Origin of the sequence: Faecalibacterium sp. BIOML-A1, assembly GCF_009679715.1 — a bacterium.
Classification (GTDB): Bacteria; Bacillota; Clostridia; order Oscillospirales; family Ruminococcaceae; genus Faecalibacterium; species Faecalibacterium taiwanense.
Genome location: NZ_WKZJ01000012.1, coordinates 74,969 through 99,757, shown reverse-complemented (window position 1 = coordinate 99,757; position 24,789 = coordinate 74,969). Strand labels below are relative to the sequence as shown.

Sequence of the window (24,789 nt, the reverse complement as noted above, 5' to 3'; positions counted from 1 at the left end):
TTTTGTCCGTACAATAAAACTGATTTTAGTATAGCATGAATTGAAGTGTACTATCAAGACCACATTCTTGCGGGTTATGAAAAATTTTCGGAGCAAGAGAGGATATGTACGCCGCCCGTAGGCGGCAAAAATCAGTCCATAGGAAATTCGATCTCTGCAAACTGCTCATCGGTCAGGAGCTTCAATTTATCAATCACATTTTCAGACAGTTCTCGCAGGGCGGTTTCGTCGGGCATCAGGTAGCACTGCATCAGTCGCAACTCCTGCACCAGCCCCAGTCGGGTGCCAGTGTTGTAGAGCATCATCAGCATCAGTTCTTCATGGTTAAAGTTCATGGTCAGCCCTCGCTTTCCGGCAGACGGTGGGATTGCACTCCGGGGCATCGCACTTTTCCTTGAGATTCATCAGCACCGAAGGGCGTTCCGGCTGCTTGTCCAGAAACCCCTGTAAATCTTTGAAGCCGATGCTGTCCACATAATGCACAGACACCTCGCCATTGCGTTTAAGTGCAATCACATCGCCGACCGACAGGCTGTGTCCCTCAAAATCCTGCGGACGGGAGAGGTTGAACACCTGAAACAGTTCTTCCAAAACCTCGTTGTTCGGCACATCCTGCCACATGGCGGGCAGATCAGCATAGTAGGTGACCTCGTAATGCTCCGGGTCGGGCGTTTTGCCTCGACGATTCAACTCCCGCATAGAAGCAAATCTTTCATCAAGGATTTTTTCGTCATGCCGCAGCTGCATCACCATATAAACATCGCATCCTGCGTTCAGAAATTTCTGCGGGATGTCCGTCATGGGTTCGCCGTCAAAACTCTGGTTCCATTTTTGCTGCATTGTCCACCTCACAGTTCTGGCGCAGACCGTGCAGACGATTTTGGCGCAGACGTATCACTTGCCAGTTCTGCCAGCTTTTCCAGTGTGGAAGGGCGATGGTCTGCACTCAGTTCCTCGGCTTCCGCAACTTTATTCATGACGGCATCGTAGTCCTGCAACAGCCGCCGCCCCTTTTCCATGTGGTGCGCTTCCAGAATCTGCTCACGGGCTTCCTGAATGGTCAGTTCCGGGGCATCCAACTGCCCGCCGTCCATCACGGAAAAATCGCTGTGGTAAATGGTGTAGTCCCATCCATCCTCACAGGACTGGATGGCAAGATAACCTTTGCCCCCCAGTTCCCATGCGGCCTGCTCGTCCTGTGTCTGAATTTCAGGGTAGAAGTCTGCATGGTTTCGTTCCATGACTTCGGCAAACTGGCAGATGTGGAACACATTGCCTAGACCGCCCATGTCAAAGTGATAATCATCCAGATGCTCCACCCGTGCCGTAAAACTGCGCCCATCCGGGTAATCCACCTGAATCACGCCGCCATCTGGAATGCGATAGAGGTCATCATAGTGGCTGTTGATGAGCCGAATATCCTTCGGCAGCGTTTCAGGCTCCCAGATACGCCGCCTGCCAATGCCCGCCTGCGGGATGTTTTCGAGGATCTTTACGCTTTCCTGTTGGATGGCCTTGCGGTCATCGTCCGAAAGTTCAAACAGATACCAGTTCCGGGCGGCAGGGATAGTGTTTCGTCCATCGGGCGGCAGGTTCTTTTCCGAAATTTGCCCGCTTTCCAGCGGCTCACCGGTCACCTTGTTGTAGGTCGCAAAGCCGACCCCTGCACCGTTTTCCCGGAGGTGGAGATAGCGTTCATCGTTAATCAGGTAGACGGCTTCTTTTTTCTGCTCCATCAGCAGCCCCCATTCTCAAATTCCAGACTGAACTTGCTGCGGCCATCCGCTTCACAGGACAGCAGCACGGTGGCGTTGTAGGTCTTGCCCTTGGCGCTCTTGCAGTCCTTCAGGCGGACCCGACCATCCCGCAGCAGCTTGTCCGCCACATGAGCGTCCATGCGTTTGCCGAGCCGTTTCAGAAAAGCATTGTCCTTCCACAGCACGAAACGGCACTCCCGGTTCTCGCAGAACCAGCCCTTTTCACGCTCCACAACATTTGCACCGCAGTTCGGGCAGATACCAATAATCTTGTTTTTCATAAGCGCATTCACTCCTTTTTTCATTTCCGTGTTCTTTACCAGTTCGGTAATCATCGTATTGATCTCGGTCATAAATTCGCTCGGCTCCATTTCGCCACGTTCGATTCGCAGCAGTTTTGTTTCCCAATCGGCGGTCATTTCCGGCGATTGGATTTCTTCGGGCATCACGGTGATGAGGGCTTTGCCCTTGTCGGTGGGCAGCAGCACCTTGGTCTTTTTGCTGCCCTTCCGTTCCAGAAAGCCCTTCTGCACCAGCTTTTCAATAGTTGCGGCGCGGGTGGCCGGGGTGCCGATGCCCTGACGTTCCACACCCTCCGGCATACTGTCTGCACTGGCGGTTTCCATCGCATGAAGTAGAAGGTCCTCGGTGAAATGCTTCGGCGGGGACGTTTGCCCCTCTTTCAGTTCGGCGTTGAGGATGCCGCACTCGTTTTCCGCTGCATTGGGCAGGGCGGTGAGTTCTTGCTTCCGGTTCAGGATGTCTGCCAGCACCTTGCGCTCCACCGCTTTCCAGCCTTCTTCCAAAATCTCCTTTCCCTTGGCGGTAAATTCCTCCCCGGCACATTCGGTGGTCAGCAGGGTTTCCAGATACCGGAAGGGCTTGCTCACCGCCATCAGCGTCCGGGCGATGATGAGCTTCAGGACATTCTGCTCCCCCTTGGGCAATGCGTCCAGATCGGCTTGCAGCATACTGCGAGTGGGCAGGATAGCGTGGTGGTCGGTGACTTTTTCCCGGTTGACGGTGCGCCGTGTCCGGGGCACAGCTTCATCCACATCTTCCGGGGTAATGTCGAGAAAAACCTCCAGTGCCTCGGTCAGTTCTTCCAGCATTTCCTCGTCATCGTCGGTGATATAGCAGCTATCAGTTCGGGGATAAGTGGTAAGTTTCTTCTCATACAGGCTCTGCACATAGTCCAGCGTCTGCTGTGCGCTGTACCCCAGCAAGCGGTTGGCATCTCGTTGAAGGGTGGTTAGGTCGTACAGCGGCGGCGGATTTTCGGACTTTTCCTTGCGAGTGATGCGCTGGATCGTTGCCACCATCTCCTTTCGGCAGGCTTCCATCAGCTTTTCAGCAACGGCTTTTTCAGGAATGCGGCGGCTGGATGCCGTGCAGCCGCTGGTCAGTTCCAGATCTACCGTGTAGAATTTCTCCGGCACAAAGGCGGCAATAGCAGCTTCCCGCACTACCGTCATGGCAAGCACCGGGGTCATAACACGCCCTACCGCCAGCGGTTGACCGTACAGGCACGAAAAAAGCCGGGACGCATTGATGCCGACCATCCAGTCGGCGCGTTCCCGGCAGAGTGCTGCGTTGTACAGCGCATCGTATTCAGTTGACGGTTTGAGGTGGGCAAAGCCTTCCCGGATGGCAGATTCCTCCATGCTGGACAGCCACAGACGGGAAAAGGGCTTTTTGCACCCAGCCTGCTGGTACACCAAGCGGAAGATCAGTTCTCCCTCGCGCCCTGCGTCGCAACTGTTCACAATGCTCTCCACATCCGGGCGGTGCATGAGCTTTTGCAAAATGCCAAACTGCTTTTTGGTGGACGCAGACACCAGATACTGCCACTTTTGCGGCAGGATGGGCAAGTCTGCGATGCTCCACTTAACGTACTTGGCATCATAAACATTGGGCGGTGCCAGCTCCACCAAGTGTCCCACGCACCAGCTTACCAGATAGCCGTTTCCCTCAAGGTAGCCATCCTGACGGTTGGTGGCACCGAGGACTTTTGCATAGGACATAGCGACGGATGGCTTTTCCGCCACGACTAATTTTGCGATAAAAATCCCTCCAATCTGTTTCTGATTGCAATATGTACGGCGGCAAACGCCGCCTTAAAATCAGATGGGTTCGGTGTCCTGCTCGTCCGGGGTTTCGTCCTCGTCCGGCACATCGGTCGGAATCTCAAAATCGCCCTTGTCCTCGGTGTAGTTTGCATCGGGGTCAAGGGCTTCTTTTTCGGCCTGCTTTTTCTGCTTCTGCTTTGTGAAAGCATAGAAAATGCCGCCTGCCGCCAGCGCAATCAGCACCACCACGCCCAGAAAGCCGGATGCGATTTTTGTGACCTTGTTTTCCTTGGGCTGTTCCGTGCCGGATGCCGCCGCTTCTTCCGCAGCTTTCTTGGCTTCCTCCTCGGCTTTCATCCGATCCTGTTCCGCCTGCGCCGCCGCTTCTTTTTCGGCGGTATAAGCGTCCGCTTCTTCCTCCTCCATCAGTGTCAGCAGGTCGGCTTCGTCCACCAGATTCATAAAGTGGACGGTCTGCTGCCCCTTGGCGTTGCGGTCGATGACCAGATAGAACGTGTTGCCGGATTTGCTGACCAGCGTAATGAACTGCTGCCCGGAGCCGTCCGAATAATTGGTGTGGTAATCGTCCACCAATGTCAGATTGCCCTCCGGGGTCAGGGCACCAGAGGTTTCGTCCGTGACGGTGACTACATTTTCCACCACCTCCGGCAGGATAGGCTGCTCCACGGGGGCGGCTTCGCCCTCGAAGGCAAAGGCAGGAGCCGCCATGCCAGCGCACAGTGCCGCCGATACCAGCAGCGCACCCAGTTTCTTAATCTTCATCTGCATCGACCTCCTTCTCAAAAGTTGCACCCACAGCAGACAGCGCAGCCGGGTTCGGGGTGGTGGCAGCCGACTGCCGCAGCAGGGCGGCGAGCTGTTCCGGCGTGACCTTTGCAGTCCGCACCATCTCGTTGACCTCGGCGGAATCCTCCTCCTGAATGCGCCGCTCCAAAATCTCGATGCGGTTGTTCAGCTTGATGCGGCGCTCCTTCTCTTTTTCCAGCATTGCCCGCAGCTTATCCGATTTTTCGCTCATAGTAACTCCTCCAATCATTTTGAAAGCCGTCCGAATCCGGCGAGATGCTTCTCCCAGTAGGACGAGTGAATGTTTGCGTACTTGATAGGGTCTCCGGCACTGACCATCATGCCATTGCCCAGATAGATCCCGGTATGGCTCATGCCGGGGGTGTCGTAGGTGCCTTTGAAAAAGACCAAATCTCCGGGCTTTGCTTCGGCTTCGGAAATATGCTGGCTTTTGTTCCACAAGCCGTTGGCGGTGGTGCGCCCCACATCGTAGCCGTTCTGGTTGTAGACCCAGCAGACATAACCGCTGCAATCAAACCCTGTTTCCGGGGTAGAACCACCCCACACATAGGGCGTACCAACATACTTTTGAGCTTCCTTGTAGATGGCGGCGAACTCCTCATCCGTCAGGGCTTCTGCCGGAATCTGATAGTCGATGCCCGGTGTGCCGGAGCCATCCGAGCCACCGGGCGGCAAGCCTCCATTAAAAAGATAAGGTCTGCCGCCCAGCGTATCCTGAAAGATCTCGTACCGTTTCCATTGGTCAGCATCCAATTCTTCCCGGATGACCACCTCCAAGCCACGATTGACCAGCTTGGTGTGGAAGATGCGGTACTCATAGGGCACCTGCGTGGGAACCGGGATTCCTGCCGGGCTGATGACCCAAACGGTCTTGTACCGTATCTGTACCTCCACCCATGTGGTCAGTTTGTACTGCTTTTTGAAGGTCTCCTTCAGTTTTCCCTGTACCTCGCTGCGGGTGTAGTCATCATACAAGGTGGTCAGGAACGAAGTGAGCTGCCATGGGTCATGCTCGATGGGGTCAAGATGGTACTGGTACTCGTTGTAGCCGGGGTGGTCGGTGGGAGTGCGCTTGATCTTTTTATCCAGCTCCTTTTCCAGCTTCTTGTAGTCCTGTTCTGCGCCCCGGATGTCCCGGTCCTCGGCAGAGTACATGGTCTGCCCGGACACCTGCGTACCGCCGGAAAAGAGGATTCCGCAGGAGGAAAAGCCCGACATCACCATGAGGATGAGCAAAAGAAAAACGCCCACGATCACCAGAACGTGTGCGTTGCTCTTGGCGGCATTCATCAGCCCCTTTACAGCGGTGCTGACGGCAGTTTTGCCTTTCTCCACCGCCTGTTCCACGCCGGATCGGGCAGCAGATGCGCCATTGGATGCAGCCTTACCGCCTGCGGTCTGCGCCGCTGTGCCGGACCGGGCGGCGGCATAGTAGCTTTTGTGGATTTCTTGCCGCTGTTTCCAGCGTGAAAGCCAGTTGGAGCCACCCTTGCCGGTGCCGGATGCGCCTGTATCTTGTGCCGCAGTTGGCTCCTGTGCAGAAGATTTTGCGGTTTTGGTGCCTTTCTTGCCCTGCATCTTGGCTTTCTTTTTCAGCTTTTTGGCGTAACGGCTCTTGGAAATATCCCGGACACTTCCAGCCGCCTTTTCGCCCTCGCTCAAAGCCTGCGTGCCCACATTGTCATCCTCGTACTGGTCAACCTCCCGGTGCACCGCAGACCGGGCGGCATGGGCGGCGTACATTTCCCGCTTCTGTGCCTTGCTCAAACGGCTCAACTCGTCCGGGGTCAGTTCCGCCTTGCCAAACCGCAGATGCTGTGCCTTTTCCGCAGCTTTATCTGCATCGGTTTTCAGCTTTTTCTTTTTGGGCACCGACTGCTCCACCCTCGTTTTCTTCGGGGGAGAACGGGTCTTTTTGGTTGAGGTTTCCTCCTTGATGTTCAGCTTCGGATTGCTCATTTCTGTGTGCCCTCCGAGATCTCGTTGAGTTTGGTCGTGAGGATGCGGTAGAGTTCAAGGTCTTTCGGGAAGTGGTCAACAAAGGGCAGGATCACGTTGCCGAAAAACAGCAGTCCCTCGCCTTCGCCGGAGTGGGTCACATAAGAAAGCTGATGGGGAGAGATGTTGAGCTGCTTTGCGAGGATCTGCCTATCACCGTTCGCCTGATTGAGCATATACACAAAGTCCGAGTTCTCAAAAATATTCGATACTTCGGGACTTGCCAGCAGATCTTTGACGTTCTGCGTTAGGGCTGTCGGGATGCCGCCCCACTTGCGGAAACGCTTCCAGATCTCCACGGAATACGCCGCAGTCTGCTCTTCTTTCAGCAAAAGGTGGAATTCGTCTGCATAGTACCGGGTGGATTTTCCGGCACTGCGGTTGGCGGTCACGCGCCCCCACACGGCATCCTGCACGATGAGCATACCCAGCTTTTTGAGCTGCTTGCCCAGCTGCTTGATGTCGAAGCAGACGATGCGGTTGTGGATGTCCACGTTGGTGTGGTGATTGAAGATGTTCAAAGAACCTTTGACGTAGATCTCCAATGCTGCCGCCACATGGCGCGCTTCCGGTTCGTCCTGCGTCAGCAGGGCGTTGTACAGATCTTCCAGCAGCGGCATATTTTCCGGGGTCGGATTCTCGAAATACTTGCGGTAGACCACATGAACACAGCGGTCAATGACCGTCTTTTCTACCGGCTGCAAGCCCTCTTTTCCGCCCACCACCAGCTCACACAGAGAAAGAATAAAGTCAGCTTTCAATGCCAGCGGATTGTCCTCCTCGCTGTAATTGCTGTTGATGTCCATGGGGTTGATATACTGGGTGCTGGCGGGACCGATGTGAATAACCTGCCCATGCAGACGCTCCACCAGCGGAGCGTATTCTGCTTCCGGGTCGCAGATGATAATATCATCATCCGTCACCAGAAAAGCGTTGGTGATCTCTCGCTTTGCCGAGAAACTTTTGCCAGAGCCGGGAGTGCCGAGGATAAGCCCATTGGGATTTTTCAGCTTTTTCCGGTCCACCATGATAAGGTTGTTGGACAGGGCGTTCAGGCCGTAATACAGGCTTTCCTTACCGGACTGATACAGTTCCTGCGTGGTGAACGGGATGAAGATGGCGGTGCTGCTGGTGGTCAGCCCTCGCTGAATTTCGATCTGACAGTCTGCCAGCGGCAGGCTGCTCATCAGCCCCTGCTCCTGCTGGAAATCCAGTCGGCACAGGTTGCAGTTGTGTTTCTGGGCAATGGAGCTGGCCTGAAAAACATTGTTTTCCAGTTCCTGCTCAGTCCTGCCCGTGTTCAGCACCAGAAAGGTGACAAGGAACATCCGCTCGTTCTGGCTCTGCAATTCCTTCAAAAGAGCCTTGGCATCTCTGCCGTAGGTCGCCAAATCCGACGGAATGATGTCAATATCATATCCGGCACGGATTGCCTTCTTCTGTTCCTCGATCTTGCTGCGATCCAGTTCCGTGATGGTGCGCTTGACGGTCTTGATGGCACGGTTCTGATCGACACTCTGAATGTGCATGGTGACGATCTGGGACGAATCCATATCCAGAAAATCCTTCAAAAGCTGGTCGCTGATGTCGGAGGCCGTGATGCTCAGAAAGCTGGCGGCGCAATAGATGCCGCCCATCTGGAAGGTACGGCTGTTCTTGAAAGCAAAGGCGGTGGGCGCAATGGCATCCTTCACGGACAGCCCGCTTTTCACAAGGTCTTTCCAGTCAAAGTGAAACTTGGATACGCCGTCCATGTTGAACATATCGTGCATGAGTTTCAGCCGCTGGGCACCATTCAGGGGTTTTGCCTGCACACCCAGCCGGTGGAAGTTGTTCAGCAGATCGTTCTGGATGTGGTCGAGCCGGGGCTTGACCTGTGCCATGCTTTCGCCCTCCACCCCAAAGGTGATGAATTTGGTCTTGGTCAGACCATTATTGCCCTTGGCAAGCTGCTGGCGCAGCATCTGGGAATACTCGGCACGAACATCGTCAAAGCCGTCCTTCTGGAACGGAATGCGGATGCTTTTCTCAAACTCGGTGCTGTCGGTTGCCATGTTCACAAAGGACAGTTCAAATTTGATGGAGCTGTCGAAAAAGTTGAGGAAGGAACACCATTCCTCGAAAATGGCGGTCTTGTCCTCCTGCTGGGCGAGCTGGTAATTGATGTCCTGATACTGGATGGTGCGGGTGTAGTAGCCGGGACGGACACGGCAGGTGCCGTCCTCAAACATCCGCTGCATGGGGATGGACTGCTGGGCGGTCCGGGGCACAGCAGGCTTTGCTTTCTGCCTACGCTTCTGCGTAGACTGCGGCTTGCTGTGCTTACCGGTCTTTTTCCAAAACGGAATCATAGGTCATGCCTCCCTTCATCAAAATCGCATAGTAGTTGTTGGTCTTGTAGGGGCGAATCTTCGGGCGGACAAACCGGGACTGCACATAGTACGACAGCAGCTTTTCCATGGGCTGACCGTTCTTTTCGTACATTCCAAGGAAGAACGCTGGCAGCATCACCGCCATCATGCCGAGGGTGGCGGCAGTGTTGCCGCCGGAGTCCCGGAGAACAAAAAACAGCGGCACTCCAATGAGAGCCGCTGTGCCGAAACAAAGCAGTTGCCGTTTCGTCAGGTTGAATGCGACCTTCGATTTTACTTTCGTCAGGTCACGGGGAACGGAAATATACGCAGCCAATAAAGCACCTCCTTTAATGCGCTCCGAGAACGGATTTTGTCACGGAACTGGTCTTGAACAGGCTGAAACAGAGCAGAACAGTGTAGCCTACAATGCTCCAAATGGAGTTGATGGCGTCCCCGGAAATTGCCACGCTCTGGATCAGCACGGCATAAATTGCCACGCAGATGAGGATGAGAAAGCCCTGAAAGCCCAGTGCGAACAGGCATTTCAGGTAGTTCTGCCCCATGTGGCTCTGCTCGTGGTTGCCGAAGGTCGCCATGGGGATGGGCGCAAGGCTCACCATGCAGTAAATTTCGATCATACGCCCGTAGACGATGACAAAAATGATGATGCTCAAGATCCGCATGGTGATGCCGATGAAGAAACTTTGCAGGAACAGCCCGAACAGAGGTCCTACATCTATCTGCATCAGGCTGGCTTCCAACATCGACAAGCCAATGTCGTTGACACGGGTGTTTCCGGCAATGATGCCGCTGGAATCGGACACAACTTTCTGCGTAAGGTCAAAGACTGCCATCACAATATCAAAAGTATTGCTGATGAGCCACACCGAAACAGCGGTCTTAAAAATCCAGCGCATGATGAGTGCCGGTTCAAACTGTGCCATATTGTTGTGTTCAGTAATCATTTGAATCAATTCATAGCAAGCAATGAAGGTCAAAATCACGCCTGCAATGGGCAGCACCACATTCCGGGAGAGGGCTTCGATCATGGCGAACACTCTCGGTTCAAAGCTGGAGGGCTTAGTGCCCACCTGCTGTGCGATGTTTCCCACCTGCGTGTTCACATCATCGAACAACCCGGAAAGGTTTGACATAATGCCTGCCGTCAGGATGCTTTTGATCCAGTCGGCAATGGCTTTGAGAACGGTTTCCATTCAGTCACCGTCCTTAGCTGAAGTGGTTGATGAGGGTCTTGAGAAGGTTCAGGAGAAAAATAATGTGGGTCAAAAACTGCATAAGACACCGCCTTTCATTGATGGGTGGAGATTCGTACCGCAATGTGCTCCTTATGATAAAGGGCTGTTATCCACAGCAAAGATAGAGCGATTGCGTATGTACAGGCGGGAAAACCCGCCTGCGGCTCTTAGCCGAACAGACCAGACAGCAGAGGAATGAGGGTGATGCCCACCAGAGCGACACCGCCGCCAGCCATGAGCTGCTTCATGCCCTGAGACTTGGAGCCGGGGTTGTCGTTACCATAGCCCTCCAGCAGATTGATAGCACCCCACACGCCGAGACCGGCACCGAGGGCAACAACGAGGGTCTGGAGGACTTCGATAGCAGAGTTAAAGAATTCCATAGTCGTTTCTCCTTTATAAATGAAAGTTGTAGACCGTCCGTACACACCTGAAGCTACATATTAAAGCCGCAAACTACGGCGAGAGTGAGCTTGCCGGTGTACCTCTCTGGTCTGGATAAAATAAAACCGCCTACCGGGTCAGGCAGACGGGAGCGAATCAGCGTCAATCACAACAAATTCATCATTGGGATTGATTTTTTCTTTTCGGTTCAGATATTTTTCAATATCGAAGGTGTTTTTGGGGTCGTAATCCGAGGTCAGCCTGTAGTTAGGGTGCTGGGTCAGGTCGTACTTGTCAGAAAGAAACGGTCTGACACCACGCAGCTGCAAAATACACTTGCCGCCGTCCAACACCGCCAGCTCGTCCCGGCTCAATAATTCGTGACCAAGTTTTTGGAACGATGTTCCGTAGGATGGCGAATTACCGCGCGTGTCCGAAGTGTTAAAAGAATCAATCGTTTCTTTTCCCAGAATTTCGGACAGGTCTTTCAGTGTACCGGGTTCCGAGCCGCCGAGAAAAATCTGACTGTCCATGTTGCCAATGATGGTATCCGCATTGTCCTTGTAGATAGCCTTTAGCTGGCTTTTCGCCTGCAAAACAAGACAGGCGGAGATCTCACGGCTGCGGATGGTGGCCACCAGCTTTTCCAGATTGGGAATCTGCCCGATGTTGGCACACTCGTCGATCAGGCACCGCACATGGACGGGCAGCTTGCCGCCGTACACATCATCTGCTTTATCGCACAGCAGATTGAAAAGCTGGGTGTAGACCATGCTGATGAGGAAGTTAAAGGTTGAATCCGTGTCCGACATGATGAGGAACAACGCCGTCTTCTTATCGCCCAGCGTGTCCAGCGCCAGCTCATCGTACATGGTGAGGTCCCGCAGCTCTTGGATGTCGAAGGGCGCAAGCCGGGCACCACAGGAAATGAGGATGGATTTTGCGGTCTTTCCTGCGGCCAGCTTGTAAAGTTTGTACTGCCGCACGGCAAAGGAGTTGGGCTTCTTTTTTGCCAGTTCTTCAAACAGCAGATCCACCGGGTTCTGGTATTCCTCGTCGTCCTCCAGCACCTGCATGGTGTTGAGCATTTCTAACAGTGTTGCAAAATTCTGCTCCTCCACCGGGGCTTCATAATGCAGATAAGCGATCAGGGCGGTGAGCAAAAGACGCTCGCTTTTCTCCCAAAATGGATCGCCACCGGACCCTTCGCCCTTGGTGTTGGTCATCAGGGTCGTGACCAGTTTCAGAATGTCCTTTTCGCTGTGGACATAGGCGAACGGGTTGTAGTGCATCGACTTTTTGAAGTTGATGGTGTTCAGAATCCTGACCTTGTAACCGTTCTTCAACATCGCGTTGCCACATTCAAGCACGATAGTTCCTTTCGGGTCAGTGACTACATAGGAACTGTGACATTGTAAAAGGTTGGGCTTGAGCCAAAACCGGGTCTTGCCGCTGCCGGAGCCGCCCACCACCAGCACATTTTTGTTCCGGGCATTTTTGGGGTCCGGTGGGCGGTTGGACATCATCAGCCGTTCCGTTTTGGTCAGGATAATGTTGTCGGCAAACTTGGGAGCCATGAACGGCTCAATATCCTTGGCGGTGCCCCACCGGGCAGAGCCGTACTCCATGCCGTGGCGGTACTTCTTGGCGTTTTTTCCACGCAAATAGACCGCCAGCCGTAACCCTGCACCGCAGCACAAACCCACCAGAATATCAAGCGGATGCAGGCTGGGCAGAGGGTTTGCAAACGCCAGCGGAACGGTGCCAATCATGGACATGATCTTATCGCCCAGTTCCTTGCCCTCCGCAAGCCGCCACGCTTCACCGAAGTTCGTTGCCGCCAGTCCCAGCAAAATATAGGGCAGATACAGCGCCAGCAGCTTTGTCAGTTTTTTCGTGGTCACAGTCCACGCTCCTGTTCCTTATTCCGGACTTTGCCGGGGAGTTCTGCCGCCGCCTGCACCAGTTCATGCAGTTTTGCCAGCACCGAGGGGCGTTTGTCCTTGTTGAGTAGAGATGCCGAATACTCTTTGAACGCCGAGTTGAAGGCTTCTGCGTCCGGGGCTTTGAAAAAGACCAGATACCGGGGTGGCACCTCGGAGGTGTCCTTGCGGATGGCGTAGTCGATGCCGTACTTTTTGGCATAGCGTTCCAGCCCACGGATGCCCGTTTTGCTGATTTCCACACTGGACACGCCCCGATTCTGCCGCAACAGGGTGCGGACGCTCTGCTTGCCTTGGGATGCCTTGGACTGGTACAGCCGATACGCCGCCTTTACCGCCCGGAGGACCGTCCGGGCAGACAATTTCGTGGTGGAGATCATCAGGTTGAAGGATTTCTGTTCGATTTCTTCCTGCACTGCCATCACCTCCAATGCAGCAGGGTGATTTTAGCGGTCACGCTCTGCCGGGGGCTTGGTGCGGGGCTTTTCTGCCGAAGGTTCATCGGGCACCGGCAGTACCAGCAGACGGTTGCCCAATTTCAGAAAGGCTTCCGGCTGATGGAATAGCTGCTCGTACTTCTGCGCCAGTTCCGGGGTCAGGGATGCAAAATCCTCCTCGCCCAGCCCCACCACCAGAAAGGTTCCGGCAACGGCGTCGTACATCTGCCCGTCCTCGTCCCGCAGGGCACGGTTCAACGGCAGACCCATGAGTTTGCCCTCGTCATTGCAGATGATAGCCACCGGGTCTGCAAAGGGGTAAACAGCATCAATCGAGCCGCCCACTGCCTGCTGCAAGGCTTTCAGGTCGTTATCGATCTCGACCTGCTGCGGACGCTGTCCCGGCGCAATTTTCAGCACCGACAGGGTGTTTTCATTCTGTTCCATTCACACCTCAGTCGATGCAGATGCAGGTCAGCTTCTGCCCATCTGCCATCAGGGTGGTGCTGTGGCTTTCCAGATAGGTCTGAAAGCGGTAAATATCCTCCACCGTCAGGGATACGATGGTGCTGTGCCCATCGGTGCGGTAGAAGATGACCGGACCGGTCAGGTACCGCTTGCCTGCCAGCTTGAGGACCTGCGCCGGATTGTAGCTGATAAACAGCGGCGCGCCCTTCACGGTGATCAGAGCATCGTCCTCGTCAAAACAAGGCAGAACGGAAGGGGCATCCTCCTCCATGATAATGGTCAGCTCCATGTCCGGGCCGATAGCGGCAAGGTACACATCCCTGCCTGCTGCCTCGGTCAAACAGGATGCCGCCTGCTTCAGCATGGTCAGGATGTTCACATCCACCGTGATCTGCGGAGCATGGGGTGCGGAGTGAAAAGGAATCGTATTGTTCATAGGCGTTACCTCGTATAATAAAATAGTAGTATTTATAGACCGCTCTCCAGCGGAATGCTACAATAGTTTCAGGGTGCTGTGGATTGGTGAGGCGTTACTACCGCAAAGACGGTTTTTGGGAGGCTCCAACCACAGCTTCTTTGTTGAAATGTTAATCAGTTAGATACCGCCAGACGGTTTATTTAGAACGAGGTTACAAGAGCAAAGAAGTCTGTGGTCCTGAACAGCATCGAAATAAATACGCCGGAGGTATCAAAATGGTTTGTGTTGGAATTGACGTTGCCAAGGATAAGCACGACTGCTGTATTCTCGACTCGGACGGAACGATTCGTGCCGACTGCATTACCATCCCCAATAACATGGATGGCTTCAAGCAGCTGCTTCAGACGATTCGAGACTGTACCAAAAAGTCAGACAAAATAAAAGTAGGACTTGAGGCTACCGGACATTACAGCTACAACATTCTTGGATTTCTTCTTGACAATGACCTGGCCGTCTATGTCATGAATCCTTTGCACACCAACCTGTACCGAAAAAGTCTCAGCCTTCGCAAAACCAAAACCGATCGTGTGGATGCAAGAACGATTGCAACTATGCTATTGTCCGATGTAGACCTCAAGTCCTACACGGATACAGCATACCATAACGAAGAGTTAAAGTCACTAACAAGATACCGATTCGATAAGGTTCGTGAAAGAGCCAAGCTGAAGCAGTCAGTGTCCAGACTGGTCACGATTCTGTTTCCAGAACTGGAGAAGCTCGTTCCCTCTCTCCATATTGCTTCGGTTTATGCGCTCCTCAGTGAATATCCCGGTGCAAAACAGATTTCAGAAATTCATCTCACCAAGCTGACAAACCTTCTTGCGACAGCATCCAAGGGTCGTTATGGCAAAGATAAGGCTATCCAGATTCGAGATGCTGCCAGAACTTCCATTGGTTCCGTTATGCCTGCTAAATTTCTGGAACTGAAGCATACCATTAAACTCATTCGGGAACTCACCTCCGAGATTGATGAAATTGAAGTTTCTATTCAGAAAATCATGGATGAACTGAATCCACCGATTCTTTCTATTCCCGGTGTCGGTATCCAGTCAGCAGCCATGATTCTTGCTGAAATCGGTGATTTTTCCAACTTTGAATCTCCTGACAAAATCCTTGCTTACGCTGGCTGCTCTCCATCTACATACCAGTCCGGAAAACTTACAAACTGTTACGCTCACATGGAGAAGCGTGGTTCTCGTTATTTGCGATATGCCCTCTACAACGCAACCAAGTACGTCTGCCACTGGAATCCCGTCTTTGCTGAATATCTTGCCAAGAAACGTGCTGAAGGAAAGCACTACAATGTTGCCTTATCCCATGCCACGAAGAAACTTGTGCGGCTAATCTATGCCTTGCAGAAATCTGGCAAAGCATATCTTGTAGCTGCCTGATTCTCTCCAGAGCCTGAGCCAAATCCAAGAACAACTTAGCTGGCGCAGCGAACCCTTGACAAACCGAAGCATTCAAATGCTATTCTGTTTCTGCGAGGGTTGGCCGGGCTTGCTTTGCTATTCTCTCCGTCGCCCTCGCTGCATTGATTATGGCATTTGAATGCTGTTTGTCAGGGGCAGCGGTCGGCAGACGGATTTTTTCATTTTGGGGCTTGACTTTTAATAGTTAGTCTCCAAGTTTTTGCAAACAAAAAAGACCCCATGGGGTCTTACTTTACGGTCAGCGCTCGTTGCGGCGCTGCTGTTTTTTCTGCCACGCATCCAAAAGCTGGATGATCTTCTCCTCCATTTGCTTTGGGGTGTAGCTGCGGGGGAAATACTTCCGCAGGGTCTCGTTTTTGATGGTCACGGTGTCTTTCTCGCTCTTTTTCTCCTGCCCCATCACATCGAAGGCTTTTTCGTAGCTGAACTCTCCCTGCTGTGCCATTTTTTTCAGTTGCTGCGCTTGGGAAAGGGACGGTGCATTCTGGGTGTCCTCCATGGCTTCTAAAAAATCCCGCTGTTGGCTTTCGTCCAGATAGGACAGCTCCACAGCGGGATTAAAGGAAATTTTCTTTTCGTCTACCATGTCCAGCAGTTCGGGAACAAGGTTTGTCAGGCGGATGAAACGCTGGATTTGATTGCGGCTTTCACCAAGTTCTTCGGCCATGATTTGGTCGGAACGTTTTTGTGTCCCAATTTGGGACACATTTTCTTTTGACGGTCTACCGCTAGTTCTTCGCATGGCATCCAGTTTCATCTTGTACGCCAAGGCCCGTTCACTGGGCAGGATGTGTTCACGCTGAAGGTTGGAATCCACCATCAATATCACAGCAGCATCGTCCGACATCTGCCGCACAATGACCGGCAGGGTATCCAGCCCGGCAAGTTTAGCTGCATACTGACGGCGGTGCCCGGAGATGATCTCGTAGCCGTTACCGTCCGGGCGGGGGCGGGCGATCAGCGGAGCCAGCACCCCGTACTGTGCGATGCTTTCCACCGTCCGGGTCATGGCTTCATCGTCCAGCACCTTGAAGGGGTGGTTGGTGAAGGGGTGCAGCTCGTCGATGGGAATCTGCTGCACCTGCTCCCGTTGTTCCTCCTGTCGGTTTTCCTCGGTGGAAAACAGGTCATCTAGCCCTTTCAGAGCTAAGTTTCCGCTGTCGATCGGCATCTGCCAGCACCTCCTTTGCAAGAGATTGGTAGGCTTCTGCCACCTTGCCTTTGGGGTCATGCTGGAAAATGCTCTTGCCTGCCGCACTGGTTTCTGCTGCACGGACGGAGCGAGGGATGGTCTGTTCAAACACCTTCAGGTGCTTTCCGTATGCCTGCCGGATCAGATTGCTGATCTGCTTTCCATAATTGGTGCGGCTGTCGGTCATGGTCAGCAAGATGCCCTCGATTTTCAGCTTCGGGTTGATTTGCCGCCGGACTTTCTGCACCGTCTGCAAAAGCTGTTCCAGACCTTTAGCCGAAAGATACTGCGCCTGCACCGGAATCAGGGCAGCGTCTGCCGCCGCTAGTGCGTTGATCGTCAGCATCCCCAGCGAGGGCATACAGTCCAGCAGAATAAAATCGTACTCTCGCTTGGCACTGTCCAGCACCTGTTTCAGCATCTTTTCCCGGTTCATGCTGTTCACAAGGGCAACTTCCAGTCCAGCCAGTTCAATGTTTGCCGGAATCAGATCAACGCCCTCTGCATGGTGCAGAACGCCCTCTCCGGGATGGATGGGCTGGTCGTTCATGGCTTTTGCCATCAGGGTGGAAAGAGTGGTGGGCAGTTCGTCCGGCTGTTTCCAGCCCATGCTGATGGTCAAAGACCCCTGTGGGTCAGTGTCCACCAACAGGACTTTTTTGCCCTCCATTGCCAGCCCGACGCCTAAGTTCTCGCAGGTGGTGCTTTTCCCCACACCACCTTTTTGATTGGTGACTGCGATAATCGTAGCTTTCTTTGCGATAACATCACCCCGCTTTCGGTGAACCGCGCGCAAAGTCGTGGTTCGTTTTGTTCTGATAGTAGAGGTTCATGGTGGTGGGCGCATTGTAGAGCATCGCCAGCAGATACTGCTTCATGTTCCGCACCGGGGCGGTGTTTTCTGCCAGAGAATCCAGCACAAAACGGATGTGGTCAGCGTTCAGCTTTTTCAGCCGACTGCGTACCACCTCGGCAGGTTTGTCATCTCCGGCGATCCGCAACATCTTGCGTTTGGTGGAACAGGTATCCACAAGCAGGTCTACGATCTGGTAGATAGTATCCTCATCATCCGGGCAGAGCCGAAGCAGGAGGTCTACCTCCAATGCCTGATAAAAATAATCCTCAAGCTGCTCCCGGATGCCCCCGGAACAGATAGGGTCAGGATCGTTCCACTCTGTTTTATTCTTATCAGTCTTATTTGCTTGCGGTTTTGGCTGTTCCAGAGTTGCGCTTTCGGCAGCGCCTGAATTGCCGTTTGGGCAATTCTGTACTTGCGCTTTTGGCAAGCCGGAGGAAAAGTCCTTGACGTAGATCAGGCTGGGTCTGCCCAGACCACGGCGTTTGCGCTCGATGAGGTCGAAGTCCTCCAGTTCCCGGAACAGCTTGACCGCCTTGTGTTCGGCGCAGCAGAGAGATTCCTGCACTTCCCGGACGGTGTAAATGATATACACTCGCCCCCGCTCGTCCAGCCAGCCGTTCTTTGCGGACAGGCTCATGCGGTCCAGCAGAATGCCGTACAGCGTCCGGGCATCGGTGGAGAGCTGCCGGAAGCGGTGGTCTTGGAACAGTGCCTTGGGGATGCGGAAGTAGGAGAACAACTCGCCCGACTGACCATAGAAGTAGTCCAGCGTCATTTGGTGTGTCCTCGGATTTTCAACTGTGAGTGCTTGTTCATGTGGAAAACCTCCTCCCTGATTTCTGCAAAAGAAAAAGCTCACCTTCAATTTTGAAAGTGAGCTATGTAAAAGCAAAACGGTAACAGTAAGTGTCGAGTTTCGTACCCAAAAATTCTTGGGTACGGTTCTGGGTACAAAGAGCCGTTTTAGAGACTAAAAGACACCAAAAGTTACGTCAAAGTACACAAAGGCACTTTCATAGAATTATCAGATAGTCACAAGATTTCACAAGAAAAACGGGATTTCAAAATTAGCGACGTTCTCATAACCGCTTGGTCCCGGGTTCAAGTCCTGGCTGGCCCACCAAAAAAGCACGAGATTTTGCTCTCGTGCTTTTCTTTTTGCATGAATAGGCGCTTTACTTGTACAATTCTTTGCTCATCTGTTTCCGAATCTCATCACGTCGTCTGTCGTAGACCTGCGTGTAGATTGCAAGGGTCGTGCTGGGCTGAGCGCGTCCGGCTTCTGCGGCCACCGTTGCCACACCGATATTGGGATTAGACAACAGAATGCTGACGAAGGCGTGCCGGAACATATGCGGATGGATTTTTTCGATTAGGGGTACATATCACAGAGCACATGATACGCTGGCCGTTTTTGTTTGCCCCCATTGCGGCAGATCCTGCTTTCTGCCGCAAATTGCATCAGATCCCGCCGTTTGCTCAATGAGTATTTCCCGCCGTCCCGTTATACTGGGAGGGAAATGGAATTAAACGATGGAGGAACAGATCATGAAATACGGTGTCATCGATGTGGGTGGCGGCCTGCGGGGCATTTACGGCGCTGGCGTGCTGGACCGCTGCCTGGAGGAGGACCTCCGCTTCGATCTCTGCATCGGCGTTTCGGCGGGCAGCGCCAATATGACGTCCTATCTGGCAGGCCAGCATGGGCGGAACAAGCCCTTTTACGATGAATACTCCTTCCGCAGGGAGTACATGAGCGTGCACAACCTCATCCGCAAGCACTCCTATCTCGATCTGGGCTATGTCTACGGCACCCTCAGCAATGCAGGCGGCGAGAATCCGCTGGATTACGCGGCGCTTGCCCGCAGCCCGGCAGAGCTCTGCGTGGTGGCCGCTAATGCACAGAACGGCGAGGCGCAGTATTTCACCAAGGCAGACCTCCACCCGGACGACTACCGCGTCCTCATGGCGTCCTGCTGCATCCCGGTCATCGACCAGCCCTGCGTCATCGACGGCGTGCCTTATTTTGATGGCGGCCTGGCCGACCCCGTCCCGCTGGAATGGGCCTTTGCCCACGGCTGCGACCGGGTGGCTCTCATCCTGACCAAGCCCATCGGGCTGGTGAGTAGTGATGCCCGGGACAAGCATCTGGCACACCTGCTGCAGTCGCATTACCCCGCTGCAGCCGAGGGGCTGCGCCGCCGGGCATGGCGGTACAACACGGCTGTCCAGCGGGCGCGGGAGCTGGAGCGACAGGGCCTTGTCTGCATCATCGCCCCGGACAGCACCGAGGGAATGTCCACCCTGACCAAGAACCGCGCCTGCCTTGAAAAAATGTACGCCAAAGGCAAACAGGACGCCGAAGCGCTGGTGCGGTGGATGCAAAACACCAAACAAGATGAATCGGTGGGCACCTAGAGATGAACCCCGTTCACTTCCCTTGACAATATCCGCCCCGGACATTATAAGATGATGTGTACATACAGACAACGGAGCCTGGAGCGGTATCGCTCTGGGCTTTTTGCATTTTGTTGTTCTGCTGCGGACAGATAGAGGGGGTCCGCAGCAGAGGAGTAGAAAACCTCCTTCCCGATTTCTGCAAAAGAAAAAGCTCACCTTCAATTTTAGAAAGTGAGCCATGTAAAGCCAAAATGGTAACAGTAAGTGTCGAGTTTCGTAGGTGAAAATTTTCACCTACAAAGAGCCGTTTTAGAGACAAAAAGATACCAAAAGTTACGTCAAAGTACACAAAGGCACTTTTATGGAATTATCAAATAGCCATAAAATTTCACAAGAAAAACGGGATTTCAAAATTAGCGACGTTCTCATAACCGCTTGGTCCCGGGTTCAAGTCCTGGCTGGCCCATAACAAAAAAGAGCACCCATCGGGGTGCTCTTTTTTGTTGCCAGTCAGGACTTGAACAAGGCGGCGACGCGAAGCGACGCAAGTAAAGCCCCGGTGGGGCTTTACTTAGCCTGCGGGTCCCAGCGCATAGGAATGTCAAATGGTGTCGGATGCCGTTCTGAGGGCCAGCCAGGACTTGAACTCAAAACTTATAAAGTTCTCATTGCGGAATCCCTGCTCCCATGATATGATTAAACCAGCTTGGAGGAGGATATCATGCAGAATACAAATAACGAACTCGTGTCCGTCATTGTTCCGGTATATAAAGTAGAGCCCTATTTGGACCGGTGTGTCGCCAGCATTCTGGCCCAGACATATCCGAACCTTGAGGTGATCCTGGTCGATGATGGTTCTCCCGATAACTGCCCTGCACTCTGTGATGCATGGGCACAGCGGGACGCACGCATCAGGGTCATCCATAAGAAAAACGGTGGCCTATCCGATGCCCGGAATGTGGGACTGGATGCGGCATCCGGTGCGTACATCTCCTTTGTTGACAGCGATGATTACATTGCAGAAAATTTCATCGAGACCCTTTATGATCTGCTCCATGAGTACCACACTGATATTTCTGCCGTCCATTGGAAACTCGTCTATGCTGACGCGCCGGAGGTCCCTGCTCCGCTTTCTTCCCGAAACGTTACGCTCTTTCAAGGTGCTGATGCCATCCGGGAGCTTTTTACGGAGGATACCTACGCATGTTATGCATGGAATAAATTATGCAAACGGGAACTGTTTGACACCATCCGGTTTCCGGTCGGTCGCGTTATGGAAGATCTTGGCATTGCATACAAGATCCTGTTCGACGCAGGGCAGATCGTGTACTCGGACGAACCCCTGTATTACTATTATCAGCGCGATGGCAGCACTCTCCATACAGACTGTATAAAGTTCTTTCAGGACAGGCTTGCGATGGTCACAGAGCGTTATCTGTTTCTTGAAAAGCGGTACCCCGACATGCTGGAAAACGATGCCTATTTTGTGGATATGGCCCTGAATGATTACCCGATCCTCTATCGTTCTGCCTTAGACCCTGAATCGGATCAGCTCATCCGCCATGCCTACCAAAAGAGCCGTTCCATTTTGTCCTTCTACAATAAAATGCGCTTTGCCTTTTTCAGCCGGAGCAAAGCCCTGTACTACTTTATCGAACGCCGCAACCGCAACCTTGCCCGCTACGATAACTGCTGAATCTCCTGCATTCCATTCCTTTCTGCGTAATTATAATAAAACAAAGAAGGAGCGTTTCCACGCGGGAACGCTCCTTCTTTGTTTACTATCATTTACACCATTTTGCAAACTCTTCGTCGGTGCACTTGACATAGTGGCTGCCGCTCACATGGTGATCGGTGCCCTTGTTGTAATCGATGCCGGAAGTGGCGTAGTCGTAGGTCTCAGCCACGCGGCGTTTTTCCACCACCGGGTTCGGCAGCGGGATGGCCGACAGCAGGCTGCGGGTGTAGGGGTGGATGGGATTCTCGAAGATCTCTTCGGTCGTACCCGTCTCCAGCAGGTGGCCCAGATGCAGCACTCCGATGCGGTCCGAGATGTACTTGACCATGGAAAGGTCATGCGCAATGAACAGGTAGGCCGTGCCGGTCTCCTGCTGGATATCCTTCATCAGGTTGACCACCTGCGCCTGAATGGACACGTCCAGCGCCGAGATGCACTCATCTGCGATGATGAGCTTGGGGTTCATAATGAGGGCGCGGGCAATGCCCACGCGCTGGCGCTGGCCGCCAGAGAACTGGTGGGGATAGCGCTCGGCATGTTCGGGCGCAAGGCCCACCTTGGCCAGAATTTTCTCCACCTTTTCGCGGCGCTCTTCGCGGGTCTTGTACATGTGGTGGATGTCCAGACCCTCGCCGATGATATCCTCCACCTTCTTGCGGGGGTTCAGGGACGCCATGGGGTCCTGAAAGATCATCTGCATCTGGGTGCGCAGCGTATCGTTCTGCACGCGGCTCAGCCTGCCGCTGATATCATGCCCATCAAAGGTGATCTTGCCGGCAGTGGGGTCATACAGGCGGATGACGCTGCGGCCGATGGTGGACTTGCCGGAACCGGACTCGCCCACCAGACCATAGGTCTCGCCGGGATAGATCTCAAAGCTGACATTGTCCACAGCCTTGACGGTATAGCTCTTGCTCACGCGGAAATACTGCTTCAGGCCCTCGACCTTCAGCAGCGGAGCAGCATTCTGTCCTGCCATTTATTCCGCCTCCTTGATCTTTTCTGCCTCGGCACGCATGCGGGCAATGCGCTGAGCAAGCTCAGGCGGCATGTCCACCTTGGGTGCGCGGGGGTCCAGCAGCCATGTAGCTGCATAGTGGGTGTCGCTGATCTTGAACATGGGCGGGTCCACTTCGTCGTCGATGTTCAGGGCAAAGTGGTTGCGCGGCGCAAAGGCATCGCCCTGCTTCTCATGCAGCAGGTTCGGCGGCGAACCCGGAATGGTGTACAGACGGTCGTCTGCGGTGTCCAGATCGGGCATGGCGGAAAGCAGGCCCCACGTGTAGGGGTGGCGCGGCTCGTAGAAGATCTCGTCGATGGTGCCGGTCTCCACGATCTTGCCTGCGTACATCACGTCCACATAATCGGCCACCTTTGCCACAACGCCCAGATCATGGGTGATGTAAATGACCGAGATGCCGCGCTCACGCTGGATGCTGCGGATCAGCTCCAGGATCTTGGCCTGAATGGTCACATCCAGTGCCGTGGTGGGCTCGTCACAGATCAGCAGGTCGGGGTCGCAGGCCAGTGCAATGGCAATGACCACGCGCTGGCGCATACCGCCGGACAGCTGGTGCGGGTAGCTCTTCATGCGCTTTTCGGCATCGGTGATGCCCACCTCTTCCAGCAGCTGCACAGCCTTTTTGTAGGCGGCATCCTTGGGCATCTTGTAGTGCCACAGCATGCCCTCCATGATCTGCTTGCCGATGGGCATGGTGGGGTCAAGGCTTGTCATGGGGTCCTGGAACACCATGGCGATGCGCTTGCCGTTGATGTGGCGGCGGATCCACTTTTTGTCCTTCTGCAGCAGATCCACCGTCTCGGGGCTGCCGTCGGCGTGATGGTAGCTGAACTGGATGGAACCGCTGTTCACAATGGCGTTCTGTGCCAGAATGCCCATGGCGGCCTTCATGGTAACGGACTTGCCGGAGCCAGATTCGCCCACCAGCGCCACCGTTTCGCCCTTGTACAGGTCGATGTTCACGCCGCGGATGGCGTGCACCGGGCCTGCGGTGGTCTTAAAGGTGATATCAAGGTCTCGCACCGACAAGACCTGTTCTTTTTTCTTTTCAGGCATGGGGTGTTCCTCCTTACATACTCTTCATCTTGGGGTCCAGCGCCTCGCGCAGGCCGTCGGCCACGAGGTTGAAGCTCATCATCAGCAGGCTCATGACCACCATCGGCGGGATGATCTGATAAGGATGGGTGGTGAAGCTGTTGTACAGCTCGCTGATCAGAGAACCCAGCGAGCACTGCGGCACCGGGATGCCCAGACCCACAAAGGACAGGAATGCCTCGGTGAAGATGGCGGTGGGGATGCTGAACATGACCTGCGTGATGATGGGTCCGATGATGTTGGGCAGCACTTCCTTGAAGATGATGAAGAAGCTGCCTGCGCCCAGCGTGCGGGAAGCCAGCACGAACTCCTGATCCTTCAGCTTGAGCATCTCAGCGCGGGCAATGCGGCTCATGCCCACCCACTCGGTGAGCATCAGAGCAAAGATAATGGTGATCATGCCGGGCTTGAGCACCAGCAGAAGCAGCGTGACGATCACCAGACGGGGGATGCCGTTGGCAACTTCCAGGAAACGCTGCATCATCATATCCACCTTGCCGCCAAAGTAGCCGGAGATCAGGCCGTAGCTCATGCCGATGACCATATCGATGATGGCGGCGGCAACCGCGATGATCAGGGACACGCGGGCACCCTCCCAGGTACGGGTCCAGATATCGCGGCCATAGGTGTCGCTGCCGAACCAGTAGTAGACATCCTCCTTGCCCTTTTCCACATAGGCATTCACTGTCTTGGAACCGGTGGTGGTGCTCATTTTCTCGTCACCGTTGAAGATGCCGAAGTTCTCCAGCACCTGCACGCGGGGCGCAAAGTTTTTCTGGCTCAGCTCCTGACCGGAGTAGGTATACTCGTTCATGCCGGGGCCAAATGCCGCCAGCAGCACGATAAAGACAACGAGGATCAGGCCGAGCACCGCGCTCTTTTTGCGGAAGAAGCGCACCCGCACATCCTTCCAGAAGCTCTGTGCGGCAAAGTTCGAGTCCATTGCGATCTCTGCGTCGTTATGCTTGAGCGCAAAGTCCTTCTCGTTGAAGGTATGCTCGGAATACATGGTATCCACAGCGCTGACAATGGCATCAGCCGTGGCTTCGCCGCCCAGGTGAATCGCTTTTTCTGCCATA

25 protein-coding genes are annotated in these 24,789 nt (G+C 54.0%); 3 read left to right on the top strand and 22 right to left on the bottom strand.

The genetic code is table 11. The features are described 5' to 3' along the window. Nucleotides 1–131 precede the first annotated feature (131 nt). The 15 genes from GKG36_RS12310 to GKG36_RS12240 all read right to left on the bottom strand — a co-directional run bounded on the left by GKG36_RS12310 (nucleotide 132) and on the right by GKG36_RS12240 (nucleotide 13,930). Nucleotides 132–335 (bottom strand): transposon-transfer assisting family protein, encoded by a 204-nt coding sequence (locus tag GKG36_RS12310; protein WP_055186016.1) that lies wholly within the window; start codon nucleotides 333–335, stop codon nucleotides 132–134. After that, the gene (locus GKG36_RS12305) at nucleotides 325–840 is read right to left on the bottom strand and encodes a YodL domain-containing protein (RefSeq protein WP_055186017.1); all 516 of its coding nucleotides are present in this window, start codon (nucleotides 838–840) and stop codon (nucleotides 325–327) included. The genes GKG36_RS12310 and GKG36_RS12305 overlap by 11 nt, the downstream gene beginning before the upstream one ends. Nucleotides 841–848: 8 nt before the next feature. After that, nucleotides 849–1,736: an LPD16 domain-containing protein gene (locus GKG36_RS12300; RefSeq protein ID WP_154260989.1), complete on the bottom strand. Its 888-nt coding sequence runs from the start codon at nucleotides 1,734–1,736 to the stop codon at nucleotides 849–851. Next, nucleotides 1,736–3,820 carry a DNA topoisomerase 3 gene (locus GKG36_RS12295; protein WP_173012973.1) on the bottom strand — a complete coding sequence of 695 codons (2,085 nt, stop codon included), beginning with the start codon at nucleotides 3,818–3,820 and terminating at the stop codon, nucleotides 1,736–1,738. The genes GKG36_RS12300 and GKG36_RS12295 overlap by 1 nt, the downstream gene beginning before the upstream one ends. A 60-nt stretch (nucleotides 3,821–3,880) precedes the next feature. Continuing rightward, complete coding sequence (locus GKG36_RS12290) at nucleotides 3,881–4,615, bottom strand: DUF4366 domain-containing protein (protein ID WP_154252808.1); 735 nt, start codon at nucleotides 4,613–4,615, stop codon at nucleotides 3,881–3,883. Further along, entirely contained in the window at nucleotides 4,599–4,865 is a 267-nt protein-coding gene (locus GKG36_RS12285) for a DUF4315 family protein (RefSeq protein ID WP_154252809.1), read from the bottom strand. The genes GKG36_RS12290 and GKG36_RS12285 overlap by 17 nt, the downstream gene beginning before the upstream one ends. Before the next feature lie 14 nt (nucleotides 4,866–4,879). Further along, a complete protein-coding gene (locus tag GKG36_RS12280; RefSeq protein WP_154260985.1) occupies nucleotides 4,880–6,613 on the bottom strand; it encodes a CD1108 family mobile element protein in 1,734 nt (577 codons plus the stop codon). Further along, nucleotides 6,610–9,003, bottom strand: a complete 2,394-nt coding sequence (locus GKG36_RS12275; protein ID WP_154260983.1) for a VirB4-like conjugal transfer ATPase, CD1110 family — start codon at nucleotides 9,001–9,003, stop codon at nucleotides 6,610–6,612. Before GKG36_RS12275 ends, GKG36_RS12280 begins: the two co-directional genes overlap by 4 nt. Next, on the bottom strand, nucleotides 8,975–9,340 hold the full coding sequence (locus GKG36_RS12270; RefSeq protein WP_154260981.1) for a PrgI family protein: 366 nt from the start codon (nucleotides 9,338–9,340) through the stop codon (nucleotides 8,975–8,977). The genes GKG36_RS12275 and GKG36_RS12270 overlap by 29 nt, the downstream gene beginning before the upstream one ends. A gap of 13 nt (nucleotides 9,341–9,353) precedes the next feature. Further along, the gene (locus GKG36_RS12265; RefSeq protein ID WP_154260979.1) at nucleotides 9,354–10,220 is read right to left on the bottom strand and encodes a VirB6/TrbL-like conjugal transfer protein, CD1112 family; all 867 of its coding nucleotides are present in this window, start codon (nucleotides 10,218–10,220) and stop codon (nucleotides 9,354–9,356) included. 209 nt (nucleotides 10,221–10,429) lie between these two features. Then, on the bottom strand, nucleotides 10,430–10,645 hold the full coding sequence (locus GKG36_RS12260) for a Maff2 family mobile element protein (RefSeq protein ID WP_055186938.1): 216 nt from the start codon (nucleotides 10,643–10,645) through the stop codon (nucleotides 10,430–10,432). A 138-nt stretch (nucleotides 10,646–10,783) separates the two neighbouring features. Then, nucleotides 10,784–12,550, bottom strand: a complete 1,767-nt coding sequence (locus GKG36_RS12255) for a VirD4-like conjugal transfer protein, CD1115 family (protein WP_173012971.1) — start codon at nucleotides 12,548–12,550, stop codon at nucleotides 10,784–10,786. Next, entirely contained in the window at nucleotides 12,547–13,011 is a 465-nt protein-coding gene (locus tag GKG36_RS12250) for a PcfB family protein (RefSeq protein ID WP_154260977.1), read from the bottom strand. The genes GKG36_RS12255 and GKG36_RS12250 overlap by 4 nt, the downstream gene beginning before the upstream one ends. A gap of 24 nt (nucleotides 13,012–13,035) precedes the next feature. Further along, a complete protein-coding gene (locus tag GKG36_RS12245) occupies nucleotides 13,036–13,473 on the bottom strand; it encodes a DUF3846 domain-containing protein (protein ID WP_154260975.1) in 438 nt (145 codons plus the stop codon). A gap of 7 nt (nucleotides 13,474–13,480) precedes the next feature. After that, a complete protein-coding gene (locus tag GKG36_RS12240) occupies nucleotides 13,481–13,930 on the bottom strand; it encodes a hypothetical protein (RefSeq protein ID WP_154260973.1) in 450 nt (149 codons plus the stop codon). Nucleotides 13,931–14,187: 257 nt separating this feature from the next. Between GKG36_RS12240 and GKG36_RS12235 the strand changes: the two genes are divergently transcribed. Beyond that, nucleotides 14,188–15,363 carry an IS110 family transposase gene (locus tag GKG36_RS12235; protein WP_005936957.1) on the top strand — a complete coding sequence of 392 codons (1,176 nt, stop codon included), beginning with the start codon at nucleotides 14,188–14,190 and terminating at the stop codon, nucleotides 15,361–15,363. Between the two features lie 280 nt (nucleotides 15,364–15,643). Here the strand turns inward: GKG36_RS12235 and GKG36_RS12230 are convergent, their stop codons facing one another. The 4 genes from GKG36_RS12230 to GKG36_RS12215 all read right to left on the bottom strand — a co-directional run bounded on the left by GKG36_RS12230 (nucleotide 15,644) and on the right by GKG36_RS12215 (nucleotide 18,778). After that, the gene (locus GKG36_RS12230) at nucleotides 15,644–16,576 is read right to left on the bottom strand and encodes a ParB/RepB/Spo0J family partition protein (protein WP_154252773.1); all 933 of its coding nucleotides are present in this window, start codon (nucleotides 16,574–16,576) and stop codon (nucleotides 15,644–15,646) included. After that, nucleotides 16,533–17,360 (bottom strand): ParA family protein, encoded by an 828-nt coding sequence (locus GKG36_RS12225; protein WP_173012972.1) that lies wholly within the window; start codon nucleotides 17,358–17,360, stop codon nucleotides 16,533–16,535. The genes GKG36_RS12230 and GKG36_RS12225 overlap by 44 nt, the downstream gene beginning before the upstream one ends. Nucleotides 17,361–17,364: 4 nt before the next feature. Continuing rightward, the gene (locus tag GKG36_RS12220; RefSeq protein WP_154260969.1) at nucleotides 17,365–18,231 is read right to left on the bottom strand and encodes a DUF6017 domain-containing protein; all 867 of its coding nucleotides are present in this window, start codon (nucleotides 18,229–18,231) and stop codon (nucleotides 17,365–17,367) included. Between the two features lie 400 nt (nucleotides 18,232–18,631). Then, nucleotides 18,632–18,778 (bottom strand): hypothetical protein, encoded by a 147-nt coding sequence (locus GKG36_RS12215; RefSeq protein ID WP_242702980.1) that lies wholly within the window; start codon nucleotides 18,776–18,778, stop codon nucleotides 18,632–18,634. A 226-nt stretch (nucleotides 18,779–19,004) separates the two neighbouring features. On the opposite strand from GKG36_RS12215, the gene GKG36_RS12210 reads away from it, so the two are divergent. After that, nucleotides 19,005–19,874 carry a patatin family protein gene (locus tag GKG36_RS12210; RefSeq protein WP_242960011.1) on the top strand — a complete coding sequence of 290 codons (870 nt, stop codon included), beginning with the start codon at nucleotides 19,005–19,007 and terminating at the stop codon, nucleotides 19,872–19,874. 703 nt (nucleotides 19,875–20,577) lie between these two features. Beyond that, complete coding sequence (locus tag GKG36_RS12205) at nucleotides 20,578–21,552, top strand: glycosyltransferase (protein WP_154256387.1); 975 nt, start codon at nucleotides 20,578–20,580, stop codon at nucleotides 21,550–21,552. Nucleotides 21,553–21,640: 88 nt separating this feature from the next. Here GKG36_RS12205 and GKG36_RS12200 read toward each other — a convergent pair whose 3' ends face one another. Genes GKG36_RS12200 through GKG36_RS12190 form a run of 3 tightly spaced genes read right to left on the bottom strand, consistent with a single transcriptional unit; the run spans nucleotide 21,641 to nucleotide 24,788 of the window. After that, nucleotides 21,641–22,573: an ATP-binding cassette domain-containing protein gene (locus GKG36_RS12200; RefSeq protein ID WP_005936872.1), complete on the bottom strand. Its 933-nt coding sequence runs from the start codon at nucleotides 22,571–22,573 to the stop codon at nucleotides 21,641–21,643. Then, nucleotides 22,574–23,671 carry an ABC transporter ATP-binding protein gene (locus GKG36_RS12195; RefSeq protein WP_005936870.1) on the bottom strand — a complete coding sequence of 366 codons (1,098 nt, stop codon included), beginning with the start codon at nucleotides 23,669–23,671 and terminating at the stop codon, nucleotides 22,574–22,576. Between the two features lie 13 nt (nucleotides 23,672–23,684). Next, nucleotides 23,685–24,788, bottom strand: a complete 1,104-nt coding sequence (locus tag GKG36_RS12190; RefSeq protein ID WP_097780984.1) for an ABC transporter permease — start codon at nucleotides 24,786–24,788, stop codon at nucleotides 23,685–23,687. Nucleotide 24,789 lies beyond the last annotated feature (1 nt).

Excerpts from the sequence above, each read along its gene's own strand:
- GKG36_RS12310 (WP_055186016.1), bottom strand. The coding sequence starts at position 335 with ATGAACTTTAACCATGAAGAACTGATGCTGATGATGCTCTACAACACT.
- GKG36_RS12305 (WP_055186017.1), bottom strand. The coding sequence starts at position 840 with ATGCAGCAAAAATGGAACCAGAGTTTTGACGGCGAACCCATGACGGAC.
- GKG36_RS12300 (WP_154260989.1), bottom strand. The coding sequence starts at position 1,736 with ATGGAGCAGAAAAAAGAAGCCGTCTACCTGATTAACGATGAACGCTAT.
- GKG36_RS12290 (WP_154252808.1), bottom strand. The coding sequence starts at position 4,615 with ATGCAGATGAAGATTAAGAAACTGGGTGCGCTGCTGGTATCGGCGGCA.
- GKG36_RS12285 (WP_154252809.1), bottom strand. The coding sequence starts at position 4,865 with ATGAGCGAAAAATCGGATAAGCTGCGGGCAATGCTGGAAAAAGAGAAG.
- GKG36_RS12280 (WP_154260985.1), bottom strand. The coding sequence starts at position 6,613 with ATGAGCAATCCGAAGCTGAACATCAAGGAGGAAACCTCAACCAAAAAG.
- GKG36_RS12275 (WP_154260983.1), bottom strand. The coding sequence starts at position 9,003 with ATGATTCCGTTTTGGAAAAAGACCGGTAAGCACAGCAAGCCGCAGTCT.
- GKG36_RS12265 (WP_154260979.1), bottom strand. The coding sequence starts at position 10,220 with ATGGAAACCGTTCTCAAAGCCATTGCCGACTGGATCAAAAGCATCCTG.
- GKG36_RS12260 (WP_055186938.1), bottom strand. The coding sequence starts at position 10,645 with ATGGAATTCTTTAACTCTGCTATCGAAGTCCTCCAGACCCTCGTTGTT.
- GKG36_RS12250 (WP_154260977.1), bottom strand. The coding sequence starts at position 13,011 with ATGGCAGTGCAGGAAGAAATCGAACAGAAATCCTTCAACCTGATGATC.
- GKG36_RS12245 (WP_154260975.1), bottom strand. The coding sequence starts at position 13,473 with ATGGAACAGAATGAAAACACCCTGTCGGTGCTGAAAATTGCGCCGGGA.
- GKG36_RS12240 (WP_154260973.1), bottom strand. The coding sequence starts at position 13,930 with ATGAACAATACGATTCCTTTTCACTCCGCACCCCATGCTCCGCAGATC.
- GKG36_RS12235 (WP_005936957.1), top strand. The coding sequence starts at position 14,188 with ATGGTTTGTGTTGGAATTGACGTTGCCAAGGATAAGCACGACTGCTGT.
- GKG36_RS12230 (WP_154252773.1), bottom strand. The coding sequence starts at position 16,576 with ATGCCGATCGACAGCGGAAACTTAGCTCTGAAAGGGCTAGATGACCTG.
- GKG36_RS12220 (WP_154260969.1), bottom strand. The coding sequence starts at position 18,231 with ATGACGCTGGACTACTTCTATGGTCAGTCGGGCGAGTTGTTCTCCTAC.
- GKG36_RS12210 (WP_242960011.1), top strand. The coding sequence starts at position 19,005 with ATGAAATACGGTGTCATCGATGTGGGTGGCGGCCTGCGGGGCATTTAC.
- GKG36_RS12205 (WP_154256387.1), top strand. The coding sequence starts at position 20,578 with ATGCAGAATACAAATAACGAACTCGTGTCCGTCATTGTTCCGGTATAT.
- GKG36_RS12200 (WP_005936872.1), bottom strand. The coding sequence starts at position 22,573 with ATGGCAGGACAGAATGCTGCTCCGCTGCTGAAGGTCGAGGGCCTGAAG.
- GKG36_RS12195 (WP_005936870.1), bottom strand. The coding sequence starts at position 23,671 with ATGCCTGAAAAGAAAAAAGAACAGGTCTTGTCGGTGCGAGACCTTGAT.
- GKG36_RS12190 (WP_097780984.1), bottom strand. The coding sequence starts at position 24,788 with ATGGCAGAAAAAGCGATTCACCTGGGCGGCGAAGCCACGGCTGATGCC.